Annotated in this window: 23 protein-coding genes; 14 read left to right on the plus strand and 9 right to left on the minus strand. The window is 48.4% G+C overall.

Going from position 1 to position 24,392, the window contains the following annotated elements:
* Positions 1–78 precede the first annotated feature (78 nt).
* The gene (locus MKY16_RS08365; protein ID WP_340954997.1) at positions 79–780 is read left to right on the plus strand and encodes an HAD family hydrolase; all 702 of its coding nucleotides are present in this window, start codon (positions 79–81) and stop codon (positions 778–780) included.
* A 103-nt stretch (positions 781–883) separates the two neighbouring features.
* On the opposite strand, the gene MKY16_RS08370 is transcribed toward MKY16_RS08365, so the two are convergent.
* Genes MKY16_RS08370 through MKY16_RS08395 form a run of 6 tightly spaced genes read right to left on the minus strand, consistent with a single transcriptional unit; the run spans position 884 to position 7,657 of the window.
* Positions 884–2,086, minus strand: coding sequence for a YheC/YheD family endospore coat-associated protein (locus MKY16_RS08370; RefSeq protein ID WP_340954999.1), 1,203 nt, complete (start codon positions 2,084–2,086; stop codon positions 884–886).
* On the minus strand, positions 2,068–2,583 hold the full coding sequence (locus MKY16_RS08375) for a GNAT family N-acetyltransferase (protein ID WP_039269878.1): 516 nt from the start codon (positions 2,581–2,583) through the stop codon (positions 2,068–2,070). The genes MKY16_RS08370 and MKY16_RS08375 overlap by 19 nt, the downstream gene beginning before the upstream one ends.
* Before the next feature lie 16 nt (positions 2,584–2,599).
* On the minus strand, positions 2,600–3,709 hold the full coding sequence (locus tag MKY16_RS08380; protein WP_340884923.1) for a YheC/YheD family endospore coat-associated protein: 1,110 nt from the start codon (positions 3,707–3,709) through the stop codon (positions 2,600–2,602).
* Positions 3,706–5,076, minus strand: a complete 1,371-nt coding sequence (locus tag MKY16_RS08385; protein WP_029516605.1) for a YheC/YheD family endospore coat-associated protein — start codon at positions 5,074–5,076, stop codon at positions 3,706–3,708. Before MKY16_RS08385 ends, MKY16_RS08380 begins: the two co-directional genes overlap by 4 nt.
* A 12-nt stretch (positions 5,077–5,088) precedes the next feature.
* Positions 5,089–6,243, minus strand: a complete 1,155-nt coding sequence (locus MKY16_RS08390; RefSeq protein WP_340955001.1) for a YheC/YheD family endospore coat-associated protein — start codon at positions 6,241–6,243, stop codon at positions 5,089–5,091.
* A gap of 43 nt (positions 6,244–6,286) precedes the next feature.
* A complete protein-coding gene (locus MKY16_RS08395; protein WP_029516607.1) occupies positions 6,287–7,657 on the minus strand; it encodes a YheC/YheD family endospore coat-associated protein in 1,371 nt (456 codons plus the stop codon).
* 162 nt (positions 7,658–7,819) lie between these two features.
* On the opposite strand from MKY16_RS08395, the gene MKY16_RS08400 reads away from it, so the two are divergent.
* From MKY16_RS08400 to MKY16_RS08410, 3 genes are all read left to right on the plus strand, one after another.
* Positions 7,820–8,164, plus strand: coding sequence for a YlbF family regulator (locus MKY16_RS08400; protein WP_013309578.1), 345 nt, complete (start codon positions 7,820–7,822; stop codon positions 8,162–8,164).
* 72 nt (positions 8,165–8,236) lie between these two features.
* Complete coding sequence (locus MKY16_RS08405) at positions 8,237–8,521, plus strand: hypothetical protein (protein WP_013309579.1); 285 nt, start codon at positions 8,237–8,239, stop codon at positions 8,519–8,521.
* Positions 8,522–8,720: 199 nt separating this feature from the next.
* Positions 8,721–10,055: a DRTGG domain-containing protein gene (locus MKY16_RS08410; protein ID WP_029516609.1), complete on the plus strand. Its 1,335-nt coding sequence runs from the start codon at positions 8,721–8,723 to the stop codon at positions 10,053–10,055.
* Positions 10,056–10,097: 42 nt separating this feature from the next.
* On the opposite strand, the gene MKY16_RS08415 is transcribed toward MKY16_RS08410, so the two are convergent.
* The gene (locus tag MKY16_RS08415) at positions 10,098–10,595 is read right to left on the minus strand and encodes a hypothetical protein (protein WP_029516610.1); all 498 of its coding nucleotides are present in this window, start codon (positions 10,593–10,595) and stop codon (positions 10,098–10,100) included.
* A gap of 12 nt (positions 10,596–10,607) precedes the next feature.
* On the minus strand, positions 10,608–10,937 hold the full coding sequence (locus MKY16_RS08420) for a YtrH family sporulation protein (RefSeq protein WP_013309582.1): 330 nt from the start codon (positions 10,935–10,937) through the stop codon (positions 10,608–10,610).
* Positions 10,938–11,074: 137 nt separating this feature from the next.
* Here MKY16_RS08420 and MKY16_RS08425 point away from each other — a divergent pair, with 137 nt between their 5' ends.
* The 6 genes from MKY16_RS08425 (at position 11,075) to pyk (ending at position 19,371) form a co-directional block, all read left to right on the plus strand.
* Complete coding sequence (locus MKY16_RS08425) at positions 11,075–14,752, plus strand: DNA polymerase III subunit alpha (protein ID WP_340955003.1); 3,678 nt, start codon at positions 11,075–11,077, stop codon at positions 14,750–14,752.
* A 165-nt stretch (positions 14,753–14,917) separates the two neighbouring features.
* Positions 14,918–15,415: a phosphatidylglycerophosphatase A family protein gene (locus tag MKY16_RS08430; RefSeq protein WP_023987905.1), complete on the plus strand. Its 498-nt coding sequence runs from the start codon at positions 14,918–14,920 to the stop codon at positions 15,413–15,415.
* Positions 15,416–15,568: 153 nt separating this feature from the next.
* Entirely contained in the window at positions 15,569–15,757 is a 189-nt protein-coding gene (locus MKY16_RS08435; protein WP_013309585.1) for a hypothetical protein, read from the plus strand.
* A gap of 180 nt (positions 15,758–15,937) precedes the next feature.
* Positions 15,938–16,831, plus strand: a complete 894-nt coding sequence (gene accD / locus MKY16_RS08440; protein WP_029516612.1) for an acetyl-CoA carboxylase, carboxyltransferase subunit beta — start codon at positions 15,938–15,940, stop codon at positions 16,829–16,831.
* A complete protein-coding gene (locus MKY16_RS08445; RefSeq protein WP_039269886.1) occupies positions 16,832–17,815 on the plus strand; it encodes an acetyl-CoA carboxylase carboxyltransferase subunit alpha in 984 nt (327 codons plus the stop codon).
* Positions 17,816–17,940: 125 nt separating this feature from the next.
* Positions 17,941–19,371: a pyruvate kinase gene (pyk, locus tag MKY16_RS08450; RefSeq protein WP_029516614.1), complete on the plus strand. Its 1,431-nt coding sequence runs from the start codon at positions 17,941–17,943 to the stop codon at positions 19,369–19,371.
* 99 nt (positions 19,372–19,470) lie between these two features.
* Here pyk and MKY16_RS08455 read toward each other — a convergent pair whose 3' ends face one another.
* Positions 19,471–20,361 (minus strand): LysR family transcriptional regulator, encoded by an 891-nt coding sequence (locus tag MKY16_RS08455; RefSeq protein ID WP_340955006.1) that lies wholly within the window; start codon positions 20,359–20,361, stop codon positions 19,471–19,473.
* Between the two features lie 207 nt (positions 20,362–20,568).
* Here MKY16_RS08455 and MKY16_RS08460 point away from each other — a divergent pair, with 207 nt between their 5' ends.
* The 4 genes from MKY16_RS08460 to pstB all read left to right on the plus strand — a co-directional run bounded on the left by MKY16_RS08460 (position 20,569) and on the right by pstB (position 24,287).
* The gene (locus tag MKY16_RS08460; RefSeq protein WP_029516616.1) at positions 20,569–21,492 is read left to right on the plus strand and encodes a phosphate ABC transporter substrate-binding protein; all 924 of its coding nucleotides are present in this window, start codon (positions 20,569–20,571) and stop codon (positions 21,490–21,492) included.
* Between the two features lie 106 nt (positions 21,493–21,598).
* Complete coding sequence (gene pstC, locus MKY16_RS08465) at positions 21,599–22,531, plus strand: phosphate ABC transporter permease subunit PstC (protein WP_029516617.1); 933 nt, start codon at positions 21,599–21,601, stop codon at positions 22,529–22,531.
* Complete coding sequence (gene pstA, locus MKY16_RS08470) at positions 22,531–23,427, plus strand: phosphate ABC transporter permease PstA (protein WP_023987910.1); 897 nt, start codon at positions 22,531–22,533, stop codon at positions 23,425–23,427. Before pstC ends, pstA begins: the two co-directional genes overlap by 1 nt.
* Before the next feature lie 17 nt (positions 23,428–23,444).
* Entirely contained in the window at positions 23,445–24,287 is an 843-nt protein-coding gene (gene pstB / locus MKY16_RS08475; RefSeq protein WP_039269891.1) for a phosphate ABC transporter ATP-binding protein PstB, read from the plus strand.
* Positions 24,288–24,392 lie beyond the last annotated feature (105 nt).

Below are 24,392 nucleotides of genomic sequence, written 5' to 3' on the forward strand. Positions count from 1 at the left end.
GCGCAATGAGGTTTACACGGACCTCTCTTATTGCTTATCATGAGAGGGGTTAGAGTTGTAAACCTACATAGGAAAGGAATGACTGATAACTACATGAACAATGCACCTGTGTTGAAGAAACCTGAGGCTATGGTATTTGATATGGACGGTACACTTTTTCAGACGGAGACGCTATTGCTTCCTGCGTACCACAAGCTGTTTGATACGCTGCGCGCCGAAGGGCTTTATGAAGGAGAGACTCCTCCCGAGGAGCTTATTTTGAATAGTTTGGGCATGCTGCTGGATGAAATCTGGAGAAGAGTGATGCCGGAAGCCAGCGAAGCGGCCCATAGAAGAGCGGACGAGCTGCTGCTTCAGCTGGAACTGGAGGGATTGAAGAGCGGAAGTCATGCCCTGTATCCACATGTAAAAGAAACACTACAGGCCCTTCATGAGCAAGGTGTCCGATTGTTCGTAGCTAGTAACGGTCTGGAGGACTATGTAAAGGGGATCGCTGCTGCGTATGAAATGGTTCCCATTTTTGAAGGACTGTACAGCGCTGGGGAGTACAGCACGCTTTCCAAAGTGAATTTGCTGGAAATTCTATTGAGCAAGCACGATATTTCGAACGTATGGATGGTAGGAGATCGTTCCTCAGATGTGGAAGCAGGCAAAAAGAACGGACAGACGGTGATCGGTTGCGCTTATGCGGGATTTGGTGTGGACGATGAGTTGAAGGGGGCCGATGCGATTATTACAGACTTTACGCAACTGCTTACACTTTATAAAAACGCTGAGTAACTGTGAAACACAGGTTATTGGTTATAAATAGGCTCGACGCACCATATAATTAAACATGCTGGTACTGTCGGGCAGATGAAAAAAAGAAAGGAAGGCAGCCACTTTACGCGGAGCCTTCCTTTGTCTTATTCTCTGTCTTATTTTCTGCTTTATCTTCTGTTTTATCTTCTGTTTTATCTTCTGCTTTGTGGTCAGCCTGAGGCTTTGGATTAATTTGTGTGTGGTAGACCCACAAGGCATATTCCATGGGCTTGGCGATGGAGCGGCGATAGGTTTCTTTTTCACCAATACGCGAAAAGACCTCACGGGCTGGCTTCGGGTTGACTTCCAGCACATATATATGACCGTGCTTATTAATTGCCAAATCGAGTGCAAGCTCACACAATGCCCCGTAGCTTTCTTCCAGATACGCAGCGATGTCCAGTCCGAGTTTTTCCCCTTGCTTGATGATTTTCTCTCTATGGCTTTCATCACGAATCCATTGCGTTAGCAATTGGCTCATCGGTACTGCCTTGCCTCCACCATGCAGGTTGGAAGTGACACTCCGATGCGCCCCGATGCGCCCCGCGCATCCGGTTAGCTCCCATACTCCTTGGCCATTTTTCTGTACCAGCATACGGTAATCATGGACTCTGCCATTCGGCAACTGCACAGGAATGCCTTCCTGAACAATGTAGTTATCCATGTTCCAGCTGCTCAGACGCGGCTCCAGACGGTCTAGACGTACCCGCTGCTGGGGAATGATATGGCGTTTGCGATTGCGGCCCTCAATCAGATACAGGCCTCCTTGCTTGTTAACAGGTTCAATACGTAAAATACCTCGGCCTCCCGTACCGTTAATCGGTTTGAGGTACACTAGTGAATTCTGTTTGAGCATCCGTTTGACACTATGAAATCCACTGAACAGCTCTGTTGCAGGCAAATGGGGGCGAAAGGCAGACCTTCTCGCAAGCTGCTGATGAATGACCCATTTGTTACTCAGGGGTCGGTTTAAATATACAAGGTCTGTGTATTGCAATCGGAACTGCTTCAACTGACGATATCGCTCACTGCGCTGTACCCGACAACGGTCGAAAATCATGTCTGGGAACTCTCGCCACTTTCGGCTCCATTTTCCGCTGTGTGGATCATAGATTTGGGCAAGGAGCAGCCTGCGATCCTTATGGACATCCGCAGGAGTGAATACATACATATCCAGTCCCAGCCGTTTCCCTTCTGCAATCATGCGCTCATATATGTCGCGTTCCTCTAATTGCTTCTTGTTGTTCAAATACAAAGTCATGATGCCTAGGACAGGTTTTGGCACAGCATTCCACCTTCCTCTGCCGTCTGCTTATCTTGGGATAACTCTCCGTGAAATATCAGCGTGGGTTTCCCGGTTGGTCCAGTCGTCATTTCATGCGCAACAAGCCCAGCGCGGAAACAGGTTTTGAGACTGGACATATTGTCGGCGGCTACGCTGCACGTTAGACGGCGCAGCTGTTGGAGCTGGGCGGACAGCAGTCTAGCGCCCAGTCTGCGGCCCCGGTAAAGCGGACGAACAATTACGATGCAAGCATCCTCCCCGTAATTCAGAGCGAGGGAAAATCCGGCAATCCGCAGCCCCTTCTCCGTGCGCACAAATGCGCACAGGAGGGAGGAGCCAGGGGTGTTCAATTGCTCGGGCGTTAAAACGGCCAACTGCCGCAGAGCATTACGAGTAATGCGCATGCCCCCTGAGCTGCGGGCCAAAAAAAGCAACTGTCGTCGTCTCAGCAGCCAGCTCCGGGCAGGCAAATGTTGAACATCGCTAATTTGCGGCATGATTCCACTTCCTTGATCATGATTTCATTCGTCCGGCCAAAAAGGAGCTGTACTGGAATATGCGTCTAAGCGACTTTTGGCGGATTTCCGGCTCGTCAAATTTCATTGGTTTGGCATTGGCCTCAAAAAACCAGAGGGTTCCGAGCGTATCCACGCCCAGATCCATGGACATTTCGCCATGAGAAAGACCGGATGCGCGTTCAATTTGACGTGCAATCTGTATGGCCGTACTTTTAACTTTGTTCAGTAGATCCGTGCTGTCCTCAGGCCCAAACAGTGAGGACAGTAGCTTGAAAGGGTCCTCTACACTCCCGCCACGCGGGACATGTGTGGTAATGCTCCCCTTACCGGCCAGTCTGGCACCGACTCCGGTGATACTCCAGGAGCCACGGATATTTTTTTGTACCAGGATACGCAGGTCGAAGGGTTTTTTCTGATGGGTTGCCAGATCGATACCCTGTTGAATGATATAAGGTGAGTTGCCTGCTTCCCGTCGGATACGTCCCCACAGCCGGGATAGCGATACAGATCTGTAGGTTACACTTTTTTTGTCATGCTGAATGGTCAGTCTGTAAGCCATTAGATGGTCTGGGAGGAATTTAAGAATCATAATTCCCTTTCCAGCCTTACCGTTTTCCGGCTTGAGATACAGGTATGGATACGTAGACAGCATTTTTCCTAAGGAAGACAGGTTGCTTAACCGTTTGGTTGCCGGAACAAGCTGACGAGTCGTTTCTGAGGTGCGCAACCACTTGAACAGTTCCCATTTGTTAAAAAAGCCTGGATTGTACAGCTCAATGCCTGAGGCATGTGAAATTTCATCCAACTTTGTGCGCACAGAGGTTTTAAGTTCATAATTACGGTTGGGGATGCGATTATAAATGACCTGTGGAGGTGGAAAATTCTGTTCCTCCCACGTCTGTAAGCTCTTGTTGAAGACATAGCCCTTAATCGTCTCATCTGCCAGTTTCAGGTCCCTGACGGTAACAATGTACACCTGATATCCCATCCGTGTTCCCGTTTCAAGAATATCCCTGAAATTGCGCTGATTTCCCTTGAAAAATTGCCCTTCGTCGTGCACTGTCAATACAGCAACGACTGGCTTATGCTCCGCCCGGGTATTCATAGTTCCTCTTTTCTGCGGAATTTACTGAGGTAAAGACAGTGGTCCAAAATATGCTCCACGGATGCTTTACCCTCCGCACGCAACGATGGATGCTGAAAAATGGATCGGCCTGGCTTGGAGTTGGCTTCAAACATCCATACCTTTTCATCCTGATCAATGCCCAGATCAAAGCCGATTTCGCCCAATAGATGCTGGTGATGGTGTTCAATGGCTTCAGCGAGCGTAACTGCTACGTTCTTGGCACGTTGAAGCACTTCACCCGCTCGGTCTCCGAATACCCGGTTCAACGCCTGTTCAGGTGTCATAAGGGAGCCGCCATTTTTGATATGGGTTGTGACACTGCCACGTCCGGCTTTTTTGGCTCCAATGCCGACGACGACCCACTGATTATTTCCATTTTTATGCATGTGAAACCGGAAATCAATCGGGCAATTGTCAATCTCGATCAGCTGGATACCCTGTTGAATGACATAACCTTTTAACATCTGTCCCTGATTGGAGTGAAGCATCCTGAGCATGGAATTAAAAGAGGCGAATTTTAGCAATACATTGCTACTTTTCTTACGGTACCTCACATAATATCCTTGCTTGGGAACATGGGACAGACGATAGATTCCTTTACCGAGACTGCCTCCACTTGGCTTGTAATAAGCAAATTGATGTCGCTCCAGCATACCTCGGATACGTTCAGAGCTGGGATTCATATATGATTCAGGGACATAGCGGTTAACATCTGGGTTATTCTCCAGCAGATTATAGATATCGGACTTATTGAAAAAGCTCCAGTTAAAAAAGGGAATTCGTTTGCGGGAAAAGCGTTCGCGTAGTTGATTGATCGCCGGGGAAAAATCAGAGCGACGGCTCGGCAAACGGTTATAGATCACGTCCGGCAAAGGTACAAGTTTACGTGTGAATTCCCCGCTGGATGACAGAAAATAGCCGTTAATCGTATCATTTTGCCAGTTGATATCCCGAGGGGTGAAGGCAAAAATATAAGATTTTTTGCTGCCTTCCCTCAGCAGTTGCTTAATAAAGCCTGTGCGCGATCCGAAAGGGCGAGTGGTGGAGGTGGTACCGTCAGACAGCACGCCAATCAACGGCCCTAGCTGTATATCACCATCCAGATTCCGCAAATAGATGGCCCCGCTTTTGGGAACACGGATTGCATTACGTAAGCCGGAGGTCAAGTATAGATGGCGTCCCGCCTTCTGAATTGGTTTTACAGTAGCTGGAATCTGATCCTTACCGAGCCGCAGACGAACGGACTTGGCTCCGGATAATTTAAGGCTTTTCAACAAGGCAGTGGATATATACGCCACCTTGTCGGGCTGCTGTGAGAAATGCACATTGCAATGCGTTAAACTCATCTGTTTATCCTCCTATACCGTATGTTCAAGGGAGGCGCCCGCGCCCTTTGGCCCTGTCGCTTTGGAATGGGTCATTAAATATCGAGCATATTCGAGCGGGCGGTTGACCGACTGGAAAGCGCACTCCGGCTGACGGGTCTGAAAAAAGGCGGCCCGACCAGGTCGGGAATTAACCTCCAATAGCCAGATGTTCCCGCTCTGGTCAATACCGTAATCAATTCCCAACTCGCCAAGGCGGCCATAACGTTCCTCAAGCGCCCTGGTAATGGTCGAGGACAGCGCCCTCATCTGCCCGATGATGAGACGCGTGGTGTCCGCGCCAAATTGTTCACGAAGGTATGGCTCAGCCGGATGGGCTTCGCCCCCACCGTGCAGATTAGAAGTCAGAGTTCCTTTTCTGCCTTCTCTTACAGCAAAGCCCGTCAGGCGCCAATGGCCGTTGCCATCCTTTTGCATGAGTGCGCGAACATCAAAGGGATGATTGCTTTGGCTTGTTAATTTCAAATAAGGCTGCACGATATAAGCGCGTTTGTGTGCAATTCCGTGGATCCATGACAATCCTGCATCCAATTCGGGAAACAAACGCCGGAACGGACGGTTACGGGAGTCTCTACCCTGTACAAGTAGTCCCTGGCCTCCTTCTGCCAGCCGGAGATACAGTGTGCTCTTGCCATGTGTTCCGGTCTGTGGCTTCATAAACAGCTCCGAATGGCGTCCTAGCCATTCCACAAGCTGGGCCGTGTCCCGGTAAGGCGCCGTAGGCGGCACAAAAGGACGTACTTTATCTACCGCATGCAAAGCGCGATACACCTGCCATTTGCCAGGTAAGTTACGCGACCAGTAGATGAGCTTGCGCGAATTTTGCTCCGCCATGTCTTCCAGTGTGCGCCTGACATTCTGGCTCTCGTGGGCATGGAGACAGCGGTTATACACAATATCCGGCAACGGAAAGCGGCCGGATGTCCATACTCCGTTACGATAAACATAACCTCGTATGGAGTGATCTTCAGGTGAAACTCCTTCGACGGTAAACGCCATTACGCTAAGATCAGAGCGCCTGCCCAACAGACTTAGCCTGCGGCAAAAATCGGCTTCGGTAATAGGGGGAGTGGCGGCCTGATTCCGGCTAACAAGCACGCCCAGCGTGCCTGGCACAACAAGAGACACCGACAACAGCTCCTTTGGCAGCCAGACTCTGGAAGAGATGAATTCATTTGAAGCCGGCTGAATAACAGCAGTATTCAATCATTTTTTTAACGGACGGGCGAGTTTTCTGATCATTTAACGGCGTGTTGTCATTCTTCGATGGCTTCGAATTGACCTCCAGCAACCAGATGCGCCCCGTGCTGTCTATTGCCAGATCAATACCAAATTCTGCGAAATGGGCGGGAATTGCTTTTTCTACTCCGCTTGCGATATCCAGTGCTGCTGTTTTGAGAGAGGTATGCCCATTCGATTTAACGGTTGCGGGCAGCGTGGTCTTGGCAAGTGCTTCCTTGACAGTACTCAGCGTGCCGCCTCTTGCCAGATTGGACACAAAGTGGCTTCCTCCGGCGATCCGAGCGACAATGGATGTTACGGTCCAGGTTCCGGACGAATTTTTCTGTACAAGCGCACGAAAGTCGACCGGACGCTTACCGTGATCAATCAAGGTAAGTCCCTGTTGGAGTTGAAAGCGTGTTGTTTTCATTTTTCCCGCCAAGCTTTTGTACAGCTTATCGACGTTGGCATACGTTTGCTTGCGGGGTGTGCCCGCTGTTGTGGATAGCACCGAAAAGGTGCCATCGGTTTGCTTGTTAATGCGCATTATGCCTTTACCCAGGCTTCCACGCACTGGCTTGAGAAAAACAGCGGGATACTGGTTGCACATTTTTTTGAAAACAACAAAAGTTTGCAGCAAGTGGGACTCGGGTAAATACTTGCGCAGGGAAGAATTTGATTTAAGCGCATCAAATACTTCATTCTTATCCAAAAACTTTTCGTTAAAAATAGTCGTGCCGTACTGCGATTTTACTTCTTTCATGAAATGCTGTACGCTAGTTCTGTTCTCGAGTTTACGGGAGGTAAGACGATTATTGACGACATCGCCGGCGGGCATGACCGTCTTTTTCCAGCCTCCGTCATACACCCATCCCTGAACTCGCCCGGGCTGACTTCCGATATGCTCCGGGGTGAAGAAATACACATATGCTCCTTGTCTGCGGCATTCCCCGACTAGTTCACGGCAGAACAGGGTGATCGACCCGAAAGGCTTGTCGGGCTGTTCGGGATAGTCCCGACTGACCAGCACGCTAATAAGTGGGCCCACTCGAAGTGTCCGGCGACCTCGGCTGTAGGTTACTCGCAGATCACAATTGGCATGAAGCCCCATTTTTCGGGCTAGCACGCTTCCCACACGTAGGCCGCTATAGCGGGGCACCGATATGACGGTAACCTCTTGGCGGAACGAACCGAAGGCGAGCTGAACGGGGTGGCCAGCGGATATTTTCCATTTGCGAAGCAAGGACTCGCCGACCATGAGTACGTCATCCTGCAAGATGCCCGATCCGATGATTTGAATCGTTGTTTTTTTGATGGACATCGTGGATCTCCTTCCGGGCAGCAACTTGATGTCTTGAAAGTAACGGGAAACGTGAATGGGCTGTAATAGCACTGATTCATCATATGAGGACATATATCCCTTGGTGATTGACGGACAATGTGAAATGTTGACACTAAACTTGTATTGGAGGAATAAACAATCATGAACATCTACGACAAAGCCCATGATTTAGCGAAAGCATTGAAGGAAAGCAAAGAGGTAGAGGAAATTACGTCAGCGATGAAGCTGATCGAAACCGATCCAGAAGCCAAGAAAATGCTCGACGATTTCCGTGAACGCCAAATGGAAGTACAACAACGCATGATGAGCGGCGATATGCCAGCACAGGAAGAGATGGAAAAGATGGAGAAGCTGTTCGAGGTACTTAGCTTGAACCTCAACATCCGTCGCCTGTTCGACGCTGAACGTCGCCTGAGCGTGATTATTGAGGACGTTAACAAAATTATTGCAGACAGCCTTCAAGATTTGTACGGTTCATCTCTGTAAGTTTGTCTCATATTCCTTCCTGTCCTCTCATAGACTAGATACATAGAGTCACAGGGAGAGGAAGGGATACGATTGGGTTCTTTTAAAAAATGGAAACATGGTTTGTATACACTGATTGCGCTGGCTATGGTCTTGGTCGCGTTACCACGCATCTCGCTTGCAGGCGGTTTGAACTGGGTCAACGGCTTTGGGATAGTATGGGTACTTTTTGCGCTGCTAGTCATCGGAGCGAACATGCATTTTTTGCTGGGTGTGGATGAGGAAAAGCGCAAAACGCTGGAGCGTGTGCGGCGGGCCAAAATGCAGCAGTGGCAGATGAAATGGGATAAAAAAGCTGACAAAGGCAGCATGCAGTGAGTTTTTTTAGCTTGTCTTGGGCTTGTCTCTCAGATTACAAATCAATCATAGTAAGAAGCGGTCCTTGTAAAAGAGGGGATCGCTTTTTTTGCTATTTCCAAAGCAGAGAACTCAAAATGAACAAAGGTCTTAAATAAAGGGATTTTGTGCTATAATAGATACAGAATGATACAGATTGGACGTTGGGGGTGTAACAGAGTTGGACGGGCTAGATGAAACAGTTACGAAGCACGAGCAGCTATTGCGACATATCGAGCAGTTGAAAATAGGCTCCAAAATTTCTGTGCGCAGGTTGGCTAAAGAAATGAGCGTCAGCGAAGGAACGGCCTATCGGGCCGTGAAGGAAGCTGAAAACCTGGGAATTGTCATTACCAAGGAACGGATCGGAACAGTACGAGTGGAGAAGCGCCCGCGCGGCTTGTCCGAACAGCTGACCTTTGCAGATGTCGTGAATATTGTAGAAGGACATGTGCTGGGCGGAAGTGAGGGACTGGAGAAGCCTTTGCACAAGTATGTGATCGGAGCGATGCGCGAGGAAGCCATGGCCCGTTATATTGATGCAGGCAGTCTGCTGATCGTAGGTAACCGTGAGGATGCGCATTCACTTGCATTGGAGCAGGGGGCAGGTGTGCTGATCACAGGGGGCTTCGGTACGAGCCGAGAGGTTAAGCAGCTCGCAGACAAGATCAGTCTGCCGATTATTTCCTCACGCCATGATACTTTTACAGTGGCATCTATGATTAATAGAGCCATATTTGACCGCTTGATCAAAAAGAAAATTATGCTGATTGAAGATATTGCGGCAGGCAAACCGAAAACGTTGACCTTGAAAATCAACAGCACGCTTACCGAGTTTGAAGAACTTTCGGTGACGACCGGACATCATCATTTTGCAATCGTGGATGAATGGAATCGTTTAATTGGTATCGTCAGCCGCAAAGATGTGGAGGGGCTTCAACCTGAGCATACGATGGATAAATGTCTGATCCGCAATCCGATAACGGTCACCTACCAGACCTCGCTGGCTTCAGCCGCGCAAATGATGGCGTGGGAAGGTGTGGATTATTTGCCGGTCGTGGACCGCAACCGCAAGCTGCTCGGGTCCGTTACACGGCGTGAGGTGCTGGAGGCGCTGCGTAACGCCCAAAAGCAGCCGCAACTTGGCGAGACGTTCGACCAGCTGATCTGGAACGGGTTTGCTGAGGAGCGTAATGAGGACGGATCGTTATTTTTTCGCGGGTTTATCATTCCGCAAATGGCGACCAATTTAGGTACGATCTCGGAAGGCGTACTGGTCAACGTGATGACACAAGCGGGCTACCGGGCAGCTAGAGACATGAGCGGCAAGGATTATGTGCTGGACAATTTGACGACATATTTTATTAGACCCGTACAGATAGAAGATGCTGTCGTTCTTCGTCCGATGCTGCTCGAGATGAGTCGCCGCACCTGCAAGCTAGAAATTGCAATTTCACGGGAAAATCATTTGGTATGCAAAGCAGTGATGACGCTTCATTCCATTGAACATGGTTAGTCTACAATGGATCGGAGTAAGGTGTGAAGTCGAATAGATCGACTAGTGGCTTTCAGGCAATCTTTCTTTTGCTTCCAGCCAAATTTGCAGCACGCCTTCCATTACAAGCATCGTTTTGACCTGGATCGTATACTCCTTGTCACGAACGGTGTATTTTTTTTGGTGCAGCAACATACGTACCAGCTTGCTGTCAGAGTCAATCTCGAACATATCTCTGCCACGCAGCACCTCCAGATCACGACTGACACGGCGAAGAAGTTCCTTCAGGTTGATAGGATCAATTTTTTCGGCCGAAGCTTCCTCCGCGATCAGCTTGATTTCTTTGACAACGGTTTGGCGCTTGCTGTATTTGCGCAATGTTTTGTTGTCCTCCTCGGCTTGCTGGAGCTGGAATTGAAGATCCTGGTTGTTCGTCCATAGCTGATTGAAGCTGGCATGCCAGATGACGTTGTAGATGATGCCTCCCGTAATCATACCCAGTACAAAGACGGAGGACAATTGCATAAAAGGACGCAGGCGCTCAAAAGGGGGAACTCTCATAGTCGTTTCACCTCACGGTCGTCCGTTGCCGCATACCCACTTGACCAGCTCTGCACCCATATGAGCACCTAAAAAGGCGAAAATCAAATACAATATCTGCTTAATGGCAGGTGACAAATTACCATCCAACATATTGCTTTCAATGACCCGAATCGGGTCCATCGTACCCCCCACAGCGGCGGCAAGCGCCCATATTTTAATTCTTCCGGCAACCTCTAGCATCGTCTGGGTGGGCGGCTGAAGCGATACCACAGCTCCCATTCCGCCGAGCATGGCTCCCCCGAGCACGATGCCGAAGGCAATGAAGAAGTCGAGAATCGCTTTGGATATAAAAGTGCTCATGCTCTTTTCCTCCTTAGGTATACGAATCAAGACCGCGCTTGTCCGCCGAGGTCTGTACTTTTATTCTATGGGCGCTACTAACGCGGATATGATAAAATAGTTTGAAGAAAATCAAGCGGTGAAAGGAAGAGAAGCGCATGAGTTCATTTGTGCATTTGCATGTTCATAGCGAGTACAGCCTGCTGGACGGCGCGGCTCGTACCGCGGAGTTGGTCAAACAGGCATCAGCTTATGGAATGAAGGCGCTGGCCCTTACAGATCACGGGGTCATGTACGGTGCCATTCCTTTTTATAGAGCGTGTGTAGAGAACGGCATTAAGCCGATTATTGGGTGTGAGGCCTATATGACGGCAGGATCGCGCAAGGAGCGTGGCAGCCGCAAGGATCAGCCCATATATCATTTAATTTTGCTCGCCAAAAATAAAACAGGCTATCAAAATCTGATGAAGCTGTGCTCCATCGGCCATTTGGAGGGCTTTCACTATAAGCCGCGCATCGACATGGAGGCTTTGGCTGCCCATCACGAAGGCATCATATGCCTGAGCGCTTGTTTGGGCGGTGAAGTGCCGCAGCATTTACTGCATGGTCGGGAAGCCGAGGCACGACGAGCAGCGGAACGATATCGTAACATTTTTGGCGATGATTTTTATCTGGAACTCCAGGATCATGGTCTTTCGGAGCAAAAACGTGTAAATCCTCTCTTGATCGCACTGGCGAAGGAACTGGATATTCCACTGGTCGCGACGAATGACGTGCATTACTTGACTGAGCCAGATGCGGACGTACAGGATGTTCTGATCTGTATCGGGACAGGAAAGACAGTTGACGATGAGGAGCGTTTGCGTATACCAACACGTCAGTTGTATCTGAAAAGTCAGGAGGATATGGCTCGTTTATTCCCGCATGTGGCAGAAGCCATCGCCAACACGGTGCGTATTGCTGAAAAATGCGAACTGGAGTTGGAATTCGGTCAATCCATTTTACCTGAATATCGCCCGCTGCCGGAAGGAATGACCTCTTCGTCCTATTTACGCAATCTGTGCGTGCAAGGGCTGGAGCGTCGCTATGGAAGCGATTCCGGATGGGAGCAGCCGGAGGAACGGGAAAGGCTGAACCAACGGCTAAACTATGAGTTGAATACCATTGACAGTATGGGTTTCAGCGATTATTTCCTGATTGTATGGGATTTTATTGCCTTCGCACATAAGCATAAGATTGCAACGGGACCAGGGCGTGGTTCCTCAGCAGGCAGTTTGGTTGCCTATGTGCTTAACATCACGAATGTCGATCCGATGAAATACAACCTTCTCTTTGAACGATTTCTGAATCCTGAACGAATTAGTATGCCGGATATAGATATTGACTTTAGTGATGAGCGGCGTGACGAGGTTATCGACTATGTAGTACAGAAGTACGGAAATGAGCATGTAGCGCAAATTATCACCTTTGGAACGCTGGCGGCAAGAGCCGCTGTCCGTGACGTCGGTCGTGCATTGAACGTGCCATATGGAGAGGTAGACAAGGCTGCCAAGCTGATTCCGGCGCAGCTGGGCATTAATATCCGTCATGCGCTGGAAATTACCCCGGAGCTGAAAACACTATATGAAACGAAGCCCAAGACACGTGAACTGTTGGATATGGCGATCAAGGTTGAAGGAATGCCTCGTCATGCTTCGACACATGCAGCGGGTGTTGTCATTTCGCGGACTCCATTGACCGATGCGGTTCCGCTGCAAGAGGGGAGCGAAGGAGTACCTTTGACGCAGTACTCGATGGAAAATCTAGAGCGCATTGGTTTGCTTAAAATGGATTTCCTTGGGCTGCGTACGCTCTCCATTATTGAACGGTGCATACACTGGATTGCGGAAGAGCATGGAGACACGCCTGATTTTAGCCGTATTCCCGATAACGATCCCCATACCTATGACTTGCTGGGCAAAGGAGATACAGGAGGTGTATTCCAGCTGGAGTCGGCCGGTGTACGCCGGGTACTCAAGGATTTGAAGCCGAGTGTATTTGAGGATATCATTTCTGTCCTGGCTTTGTATCGTCCGGGTCCAATGGGTTTTATTCCTAACTTTATACAGGCCAAGCATGGTCAGATCGAGATTTCTTATCCGCATCCTGACTTGGAACCGATCTTAAAGGATACGTACGGTATTATTGTGTATCAGGAGCAAATCATGCAGATTGCTTCGCGCATGGCGGGCTTTTCCCTGGGAGAAGCCGATCTGTTGCGCCGGGCTGTGTCCAAGAAAAAGCGCGAAGTGCTGGATCTGGAGCGCGGACATTTTGTTGAAGGCAGTATCAAGCAGGGATACACGGAGGAGGAGGCCGGCAGGGTTTACGATATGATTGTTCGTTTTGCTGACTACGGCTTCCCGCGTGCTCATGCAGCTGCTTATGGTGTGCTAGCATTTCAGACGGCTTATCTAAAGGCACATTATCCAGTACAATTCATGGCTTCAATGCTGACGGCGGTGATGGGAAGTCATCGGAAAGTGGCTGAATATGTCGTCGAATGCCGTCGTATGGATATCGCAGTGTTGCCGCCTGATGTAAATGAAAGCAGGGTGCTGTTTACTCCATTACAGCAAGGAAGCATCCGTTTCGGCCTGGCTGCAATTAAAAATGTTGGCACACAGGCGATGGAGAGCATTCTCGCTGTTCGCAAGGAACGGCCTTTCGACAGCCTGCTCGATTTTTGTCGACGTGTCGATTTGCGAGTATGTAATAAGAGAGTAATTGAATCGCTTATTCAGGCAGGGGCCTTTGACTCATTGACGGGTCATCGGGCACAGTTGCTTGCCATGCTGGATGAAACGGTGGATGCAGCCGTCAAGTGGCGCAAGGAACGGGATGACTTGCAAATTGATATGTTTGGTTTTGTGGAAATGCCCAATTGGGATATCGAATACCCCAATGTACCCAAATTCAGTGCCAGCCAGCAGTTAGAGCTGGAACGTGAACTGCTGGGACTGTATTTATCCGGGCATCCGTTGGATGATTTTGAGTCGCTTTTGGAAAACAGCGAGGCGGATCGTCTGATGGAGCTGGGCGATGTGCCAGATGAAACGGTTGTTGTGACCGCAGGCATGGTAGTGTCACTCAAAACGATTACGACCAAGCAGGGTAAGGCTATGGCCTTCATTGAGCTGGAGGATCAGATTGAGCGCTGTGAGGTTGTGTTGTTTCCTGAGGTGTGGAAGCGGAGCCAGCAGTGGATTGAAAAGGGGGCTTTGCTTACGCTTCGAGCCAAGATGCAGCAGCAGGACGAGCACTTCAAGCTCCTTGCGGATGAGACCGCCCCGCTGGCGGAAGACTCGCTGGCACGGCTCCTCCAGCGCCGACGTGCCAGTACGCGCTCGTCCGCCGCAGCTGGAGCATCCTTACCAGCTGCTGGTTCTGCCGCTGGCGGCCCAGGCGGGAGCGCGTCGCGTGTGTCGTCCCCGCCTTCGGCAGCCACTGCATCTGCTTCGCCTCAATCGAAGGTGGCTCCCCCCGTGGCGGCGGCTTCACCGCGCGGAGTCGAAGTGGCTCGCGGTGAGCAGGTGCCGGTCCCGCGCAGCGCGGAGCCGACCACTCGTCAGCGGGTGTTTGTCAAGATCACCCGCCAGGCTGAGGAGGACGCCAGCTTGTTGGTCAGTCTCAAGGCGCTGCTACAGGAGCATCCCGGTGCTATGCCTACCGTACTTTTTTATGAGAGCAACCAGCGTCTGCTGGCGTTGAGCGATGCTTACAGTATTAAGCCCTCTCCTCAGCTTTTTGATCAAATGGAGTCGATGTTGGGTGAAGGCACGGTGAAAGTCAAATAATAGGTACACAGTACCCGCCCTTATTGTAACGGTTTAATGAACATTTTCCTTCCCTCCCGCATACACTTGGAAAACTGGCGGAACAGGGGTTCAACACGCACACTGCACCATAAGGTCCCGCACGGTGAAAGAATAGAACTGCACGGTGAAAGCGGGAGGGAAATTATGTCCTATGAATATGCAGAAACTTTGCTAAATCGCAGAGGCATTCGTATCGAGTCCATTGCGGACATTGTTTTTCAGCTTCAGCTAAAATATTATCCTCATTTGACGATGGAAGAATGTATAGACAGTGTCAAAGCGGTTTTGCAAAAGCGCGAGGTTCAATATACGTTGCTCACAGGCATTGCGCTCGATGAATTGGCTGAAAAAAAACTTCTCCCTCAGCCGCTGCAAGCCATTATGGAGGCAGACGAACCGCTGTACGGAGTGGACGAGACACTAGCTCTTGGAATTACGAGTGTGTACGGCATGATTGGCTTAACCAGTTTTGGTTATCTGGATAAGGAAAAGACGGGGATTATCGAACAGCTGAACCAAAAAGGCAGTGGTATTCATGTGTTTTTAGACGATCTTGTCGCCGGACTGGCTGCCGCTGCTTCTTCGCGAATTGCACATCGGAGTCTCCATGCCAAGCATTATCCTGCATCATTGGACGCTTAGTTGACCTGTGTAAACAGAGTTGATGATTTTCTAGGCCCTCCGACGGAACTTAAATGATCAGGAGGGCTTTTGTTGCGGGAAAAAAGTAAGGTATGTTATCATGAGTCTATTATATGGGCTCAAAACTTGAGGCTTAGGGGGTAGAAACAAGGCATGTGGACGGTGATTTATATTGCACCGACGGCCAGACTGGCTGACATGATTAAGCTCAAACTGTCTGAAGAAGGTTTTATGGTGCAGGCCCGGGCCATCAGCGCATCCAAGCAACAGTTTGAGATACTTGTGCCTTCGGGTGAAGTCGAAGAAATTCAGGAAGTGCTTAATTCGATTTTGCGCCCTTGAGTCCGGAACGGCGGAAGTGATACAGCAGCATGAGTGGAACAAAGGATGCACGATCGGCGGTAATGTTTTAGGAACAGGCGTTGACGTGTGTATGAACATAATGCTTAGAGGTGCCGCATAGACGGTAGAGGACCTTGTATCGGTTACGGCTGACAAATAAACGGCTGGAGAGGTGTAGTTGTGTTTAAAGATTTATTCCAAAAGAAGCGTAAATACGCGACCATCCCTTCGGAACGGGCGCTGAGCGGCGATCAAGCGGACATGCCGGATCGTCCCAAACGGGAAATTCCCGAAGGTCTTATGACCAAATGTGGCAAGTGCGGAAGTATTCAATACAGCAAAGAACTAGAGAAAAATTTGAAAGTGTGTCCGGTGTGCGGATACCATATGCGTTTGAATGCAATGGATCGCATTCGCATGGTGCTCGACGAAGACACGTTTACGGAATATGATGCCGATATGATTTCGGTTGACCCGCTGGACTTTCCGGGATATGCGAGCAAGCTGGAGCAACAGACCCTGAAATCTGGCTTGCGAGAGGCTGTCGTTACGGGCGACGGCCTTATTTATGGACATCCTGTTGTCGTTGCTGTGATGAGCTTTGACTTCTTTACTGGTAGTATGGGTTCGGTCGTAGGAGAGAAAATTACGCGCGCCATTGAGCAAGCAATAGACAAGCGTCTGCCGCTAATTATTTTCTCAACTTCCGGCGGAGCACGTATGCAGGAAAGTATTTTAAGCTTGATGCAGATGGCAAAAACAAGTGCTGCTCTTGCTCGTCTGGATGAGCAGGGATTGCTCTATATTTCTGTTATCACCGACCCGACTACAGGTGGAGTATCCGCTAGCTTTGCTACGCTTGGAGATATTAATATCGCAGAGCCAGGAGCTGTATTCGGTTTTGCAGGGCGTATTGTAATTGAACAAACAATCAGACAGAAGCTGCCGGATGATTTTCAAACTTCCGAATTTAATTTGCAGCACGGACAATTGGATATGGTTGTACATCGCAAGGAACTGCGCGATACCCTTGGGCAACTGCTTGATCTACACAGTGTGAAAGGGGAGGAATAGATGGCTGGCGAATTGCCTTATGAAAAGCCCCTGGTCGAGATGCGACAGAAGATCGAAGAACTCAAGCAATTCGGACAGGATAAGCAAATTGATTTTACAGATGAAATCAACCGTCTCGAGGAACGTTATCTCGAGATGGAAGAAGAAATATATTCGAACATTACAGCACCACAAAAAATGCATTTGGCTCGTCATCATCAAAGACCAACGTCTCTTGATTTGATAGAGCAGGTGTTTACGGATTTTATTGAATTACACGGCGACCGCTTGTTTGGAGATGATTTGGCGGTTGTAGGCGGGATTGCCAAGCTGAATGGTATTCCGGTGACCGTCATTGGCCAGCAGCGTGGTAAGGATACGAAAGATAACATTGCACGTTTTTTTGGTAGTGCCCATCCGGAAGGATTCCGTAAAGGCTTGCGTCTGATGCAGCAGGCTGAGAAATTTAAACGCCCTATTATTACATTCATTGATACGAAGGGCGCTTATCCGGGTAATACAGCAGAGGAGAGAGGTCAATCGGAAGCGATTGCCCGCAACTTGCGGGAGATGGCAAAGCTTTCGGTGCCTGTTATTTGTGTGGTCATCGGCGAGGGTGGAAGCGGCGGTGCGCTTGCGTTTGCAGTCGGTAACCGTGTGCTGATGCTGGAACATGCCATTTATTCGGCCATTTCTCCAAACGGTGCAGCCTCGATTCTATGGAAAGATGCTTCCAAGGCCGATCAGGCAGCTGAAGCCATGAAGATTACGGCTAATGACCTCCTTCGCATGGAAATTATCGAGGATATTGTGCCGGAGCCGAAAGGGGGCGCGCATCGTAACTATGAAGTGACCGCTGCCGCAATCAAGGAGCTATTGGAACGTCATTTGGCGGAACTTACCAATATGAGCTGCGATGAATTGAGGGAAGATCGGTATCAGAAATTCCGAAAAATAGGTCAATACACCTTCTTGAAGTCTTCGGAAACTGAACCTATGTTGTAATACGCTGTAAACGGGTAACAATAAATATGACGAACTTCCTATACAAATAGGAAAAAGTGTAGTAGATTTAATTGTTGGAAAAAGATATAAAGAGTAGCACCTTTGAAAACGGAGGAAAAACCCAAATGCGCAAAACTAAGATTGTATGTACCATCGGTCCTTCCAGTGAGTCATTGGAAAATGTGAAGAAACTGATTTTGGCTGGTATGAACGTAGCCCGCCTGAATTTCTCTCACGGTGATTTCGAGGAGCATGGCAACCGGATTAAAAACATCCGTCAAGCTTGTAAGGAGCTTAACAAAAATGTTGCTATTTTGCTCGATACGAAGGGGCCGGAAATCCGGACAGGAAAGCTCGAAGTTGAACCTATTGAGCTTGTTCAGGACGAGTTCATTACGCTGACAACGGAAGAAATTCTCGGTACGCAAGATCGTATTTCTATTACGTACAAAGATCTTCCCTCGGACGTGGAGCCCGGCTCCACCATTCTGATCGACGATGGTCTGATCGGACTCACCGTTATTGAAGTATCAGGCACTGAAATCAAATGCCGCATTGTCAATGGCGGAACGATCAAAAGCAAGAAGGGCGTTAACGTTCCAGGCGTTGCAATTTCTTTGCCTGGTATTACGGAGAAAGATGCTAATGATATCATTTTCGGTATTGAGCAGGACATTGATTTCATCGCGGCTTCTTTTGTTCGTAAAGCAAGTGATGTACTGGAAATTCGTGAATTGCTGGCGAAACACAATGCAAGTCATATTCAAATCATTTCCAAAATCGAAAATCAGCAAGGTGTGGACAACCTGGACGAAATTTTGGAAGCTTCGGATGGCCTGATGGTTGCCCGTGGTGACCTTGGTGTGGAAATTCCTGCTGAAGAAGTGCCTCTGGCGCAAAAATTGATGATTAACAAATGTAATGTAGCTGGCAAGCCTGTTATTACGGCAACACAAATGCTGGATTCCATGCAACGTAACCCGCGTCCGACTCGTGCGGAAGCAAGTGACGTGGCGAATGCTATTTTTGACGGAACAGACGCAATTATGCTGTCCGGCGAAACAGCTGCGGGTAAATATCCCGTAGAATCCGTATTGACGATGTCACGTATTGCAGAAAAAGCTGAGTCCTCTCTGAACTACCGTGATTTGTTCAAAAAACAAAGAACGGCTCAAGAAATTAGTATCACAGAAGCAATCAGCCAATCCGTTTCTATTTCTGCACTTGACCTGCATGCTAAAGCGATTCTGACGTCCACACAAAGCGGAACAACAGCGCGTATGATTTCTAAATACCGTCCAGAAGCTCCGATTGTTGCTGTGACAACACAGGAAAGAACAGTTCGCCGTTTGGCTCTGATCTGGGGCGTACATGCAGTACAAGGCAGACCAATCGTTGACACAACAGACAGTCTGTTTGACAACGCGCTGGAAGGTGGTCGCAAATCTGGCCTCGTTAAAGAGGGCGATTTGGTTGTGATTACTGCGGGCGTACCTCTTGGTGATTCCGGTTCTACGAACCTGATCAAAATTAGTTGCGTTCCAGCACAAGCGTAATTAAAGCCTCCGTGAAATAATACCGAGGCTGTATGTATCGTTACAACAAGCAAAAGAGCATTCAAGTCAATAAGACTTGGATGCTCTTTTTTATGTTCTCTAGCTTTTTATTTCTAGTCCTTCTTGTCGTATGAAGTTAAGGAATGCCTGTTGCATTAAGTTCATGTGTGTATCTTGTTGATACACGATGTTTATTTGATAATGGCTCCTTTTGTTATCAGCCTCGGGATAAGGAAGCCACTCCACCGAGGGAATAGCATTTTCATGATTATCGACTCCGCTTGCAGGAAAGAAGGCAAGCGCCTCTCCGCCGCTTACGACTTGCTTTACCGCTTCCCAAGAGTTGATTTCCAGATGGGGCTTAACTAGCGAGGAGTACAGATCTACAACGGATGAACCGCTATATTTTACCCATGTGTGCTTGTCCAGCATATCGGTTCCATCGAACTCCTCTAATTTGACTTCAGGTGCACGTGCAGAACGGATAACTCCTACTTGATCTGAAGCCACTGGCTCTGCCACTGTATACTCTGGAAGAGATCCTCTATCGTCGAGAAAAGCAAAATCAATTTCCCCCTGTTTCAGTAGCTGCCTAATTGCATCCGGGGATTGAATCTCCAACTGAATACGACAATCTGGATACCGCTCAGCAAACTTAGCCATCAAAGTGGGGAGGAGATAGGTACCTGATATCGACTCAGCACCTAGATGTAATTGACCCTGTGACTCTTCTGTCAGTTCATCTACAGCTTGTCTAGCTTCTTGCTCCAGAGAGATGATTTGCTTTGCGTAAGGTAATAATTTTTTTCCAGCTTCCGTTAGCATAATCCTGCCTTGTTGAAGAGAGAATAGGGAAACACCCATTTCCTTTTCCAAGCTTTTCATATGAAAGCTGACGGTAGGTTGTTTGACTTGCAAAGCTTCGGCCACATCCGTCGCCTTATGGAATTTGTCGATCAGCATCAAGATACGCAATTTTAGAATATTCATGGAATCCAACAGCTCTCCTTATATGTCATTCATATATGAATTTCAAACTATAGATTAATTATATACCGAAAAATAATTTATCTATCAATATTTTATATTTGTTTTACAAAACCACGTCGTTCGTCTAACATTCCAGGCCTACAATGTAAAAGTGTTGATGGTCATAAATAAAAAACCGTCACTTAACTAAGGGGAGGACAATAAAAAATGTTGAAAAAATGGCCGTTCATTCTGATGACTCTCACCATGGTATTTGCACTTGCAGCTTGTGGATCAGGTAACAATGCTGCACCACAAGGAGAAGCTGCTACAGGAACAGACAATAAAGCAGCTGCTGAACTGACAGGAAACATTCTGGCTGTGGGCTCCACTGCACTTCAACCATTGGTAGAGCAAGCGGGACAAAAATTTATGGCTGTCGATAAATATAAAGGCATTGCAGTTCAAGTACAGGGCGGCGGTAGCGGTACTGGCTTGACTCAGGTTTCCGGCGGACAAGCGGACATCGGTAACTCCGACGTGTTTGCAAAAGAAAAACTGGAGAGCGGTGCAGATGAGCTGGTCGATCACCAAGTAGCTGTTGTAGCCATGTCAGCGGTAGCGAATCCTAAAGTAGGCGTTACAGACCTGAAAAAAGATCAATTGGTACAAATCTTCACAGGTAAAATCACAAACTGGAAAGAAGTTGGCGGTGCGGATCAAAAAATCGTTATTGTAAACCGTCCAAGCAGCTCCGGTACTCGTGCAACATTTGAAAAATACGCATTGGGACAAAAAACAGAAGATCTGCCGGGCTCCATTCAAGAAGATTCCTCCGGTACTGTGAAAAAGCTGATTGCTGAAACACCGGGTGCGATTGGTTATCTGGCTCTGTCCTACATCGACAACACAGTAACTGCTTTGAAATACGATGGCGTTGAAGCTAACGTTGAAAATGTAGAACAAGGTAAATATCCAGTATGGGCTTACGAGCATATGTACACTAAAGGTGAGCCAAAAGAGCATGTGAAAGCATTCCTGGACTACATTCTGTCAGATGAAATCCAAAAAACGGATGTCGTAGACTTGGGATACATTCCAGTATCAGGTATGCAAGTGAAACGTGATGCTGACGGTAATATCACGAAATAAGGAGAGTCACACCTCCTGTTCGATGAACGCAGCTAACGCGAGTATATTCACGAAGAAGAGGCGGACTAGCGTCCGGCCTCTATTCTTCGGTTAAAGGAGTTACAGTATGGGACCAATTGAAGGGAAGGCATACATGGAACAGAATAAACGATCCCGAGTTATGAAAGAAAGACATTACTGGGAAGAATGGACCGGCCGCATATATACGTCGGTTTGTGTCGTTTTTTTAGTTGCGGTTATTGTCTCCATCGTATATTTTGTTGCCTCCAAAGGTGTAGCTACATTTGCGGTGAATGGAGTCAGTCTGCGAGAGTTTTTCTTTGGAACCAAATGGAGTCCGGATGGCGAGCCTAAGTCCTTCGGCGCACTTCCGTTTATTACGGGTTCTTTTGCAGTAACCATACTGGCGGCTTTAATTGCCAGTCCGCTCAGCTTATGTGCGGCTTTATTTATGACGGAAATTGTGCCGAAATCGGGTAAGCGTATCCTTCAACCCGCGATTGAATTATTATCCGGTATTCCGTCTGTTGTATATGGCTTTGTCGGCTTGACCGTAATCGTCCCGCTGCTACGGAACGTGTTTGGAGGACAAGGCATCGGCATTCTGGCAGGCTGCCTAGTGTTGTCAGTCATGATTTTGCCGACGATTACGAGTATTATGGCGGATGCGTTGTCTTCCTTGCCGGGGGGGCTACGTGAATCCTCTTATGCTTTGGGTGCTACCCGCTGGCAGACAATTGCTCGTGTTATTATTCCGACGTTGTTGCCTGCTCTTTTAACAGGAATTATTCTCGGTATGGCTCGTGCCTTTGGAGAAGCGTTGGCTGTACAGATGGTAATCGGGAATGCTCCGCATATACCGCATTCCTTGCTGGAATCCGCTTCGACCTTGACCAGCGTCATTACACTTAGCATGGGGAATACAGCGATGGGCTCTGTTCATAACAATGCTCTCTGGAGTATGGCGCTTGTTCTTCTGCTCATGACATTCATTTTCGTGCTGCTGGTAAGGCTGCTTGAAAGGAGAAACCGGGTTTGATGAAAGCTAAAACGACCGACAAGATCGCTACATTTGTAATCTGTTTCTTCGCTTTGTTCATTGTTGCACTTTTGGTGGGATTACTGGGCTTCATTTTGGCCCGCGGAGTCAGTCATATTTCTTTTGACTTTTTAACCAGTGCTCCCCAAACATTACGTGCAGGCGGTGGTATTGGCCCACAACTGTTTAATTCCGTATTTTTGTTAATCTTAACTTTGATTATCACCATTCCGATTGGCTGGGGCGCAGGTATTTACATGGCGCAATATGCAAAGCCGGGGAAAATTACGGACTTTATACGACTTGTCGTCGAAGTATTGTCCTCCTTCCCGTCGATCGTCATCGGATTGTTTGGACTACTACTTATCGTAAATACGTTTGATTTTGGCTTTTCCCTCTTATCAGGAGCCTTGGCTTTGGCCGTATTTAACCTGCCGCTGATGGTTCGCACAACGGAGCAGGCTTTCCGAGCTGTGCCGAAGGAGCAAAAGGAAGCTGGACTTGCGCTTGGATTGTCCAAGTGGAAAATCATTACCTCCATTTTGTTGCCAGCTGCGCTGCCAAGCTTGATTACGGGTACCATTTTGGCCGCAGGCCGTATTTTCGGGGAAGCCGCAGCATTGCTGTTTACAGCAGGGATGAGTACGCCGCCGCTTGATTTTACTGATTGGAATCCATTGCATGCTAGATCGCCTATTAACCCGATGCGACCTGCTGAGACATTGGCTGTTCATATTTGGAAGGTCAATAGTGAGGGGATTGCTCCTGACTCCAAAGATATTGCTGCAGGCGCTTCTGCCGTACTGGTGCTGCTTGTGCTTGCATTCAACTTGAGTGCAAGATGGTTCGGAAGAGTTGTATACCGCCGTCTGACAGCTGCCAAACGTATGGATTAGAAAGGGGATGGAGAACAATGGAACATGTGATTACGCGAACGGCAAAAACCGCCGCACCAGCAACATCCGTTCAGTCTACGCGTTCGGAACAGCTTGTGGGACAACCGCCGCATCCGTTCAGTACTGAGGATTTGAGTATTTATTATGGTAGCTTTGAGGCTGTGAAAAAAGTGAATCTAGCCTTTCCCGAGCAGACAGTGACTGCCCTGATCGGGCCTTCCGGCTGCGGTAAATCGACCTTTTTGCGCTCCCTTAATCGGATGAATGATGAGATTGCATCTTCCTCTACAACGGGACACATCTGGATGGATGGACAGGATTTGACGGCACCGGAAACGGACGTGATCAAGCTGCGTCAGCAAATTGGCATGGTGTGGCAGCGTCCCAACCCTTTTTACAAATCCATTTACAATAATATCGCCTTCGGTCCCAAATACCGTGGGGTGCGCAAGAAGAAACAGCTTGATGAAATCGTCGAAAGCAGCCTGCGTAAAGCAGCATTATGGGATGAGGTCAAGGATCGCCTTCACGACTCCGCTCTAGCGCTGTCTGGCGGGCAACAGCAGCGGCTTTGCATTGCACGTGCTCTATCCGTTCAACCGAAAATTCTGTTACTTGACGAGCCAGCTTCAGCGCTGGACCCTGTGTCTACAGGCAAGGTAGAAGAGCTTATTACCGAATTGAAAAAAGAATTGCGCATCGTTATTGTGACGCACAATATGCAGCAGGCTGCACGAATTTCCGATTATACTGCTTATTTTTATATCGGAAGTCTGGTTGAACATGGGAAAACGAACGATATTTTCACGAATCCTGAAAATGAGCTGACTCAGGAGTACATCATGGGTCGATTTGGTTAAGCGATGTTGCTCATCGACCTACTTTATATTAGCTTTACGTAAAATCCTCTTACTAATCCGGCATTAGTAAGAGGATTTTTATTGTTTTCAAAGTTTTTTAACTTT

The organism is Paenibacillus sp. FSL L8-0641, assembly GCF_038006265.1.
Lineage (GTDB): Bacteria > Bacillota > Bacilli > Paenibacillales > Paenibacillaceae > Paenibacillus > Paenibacillus polymyxa_D.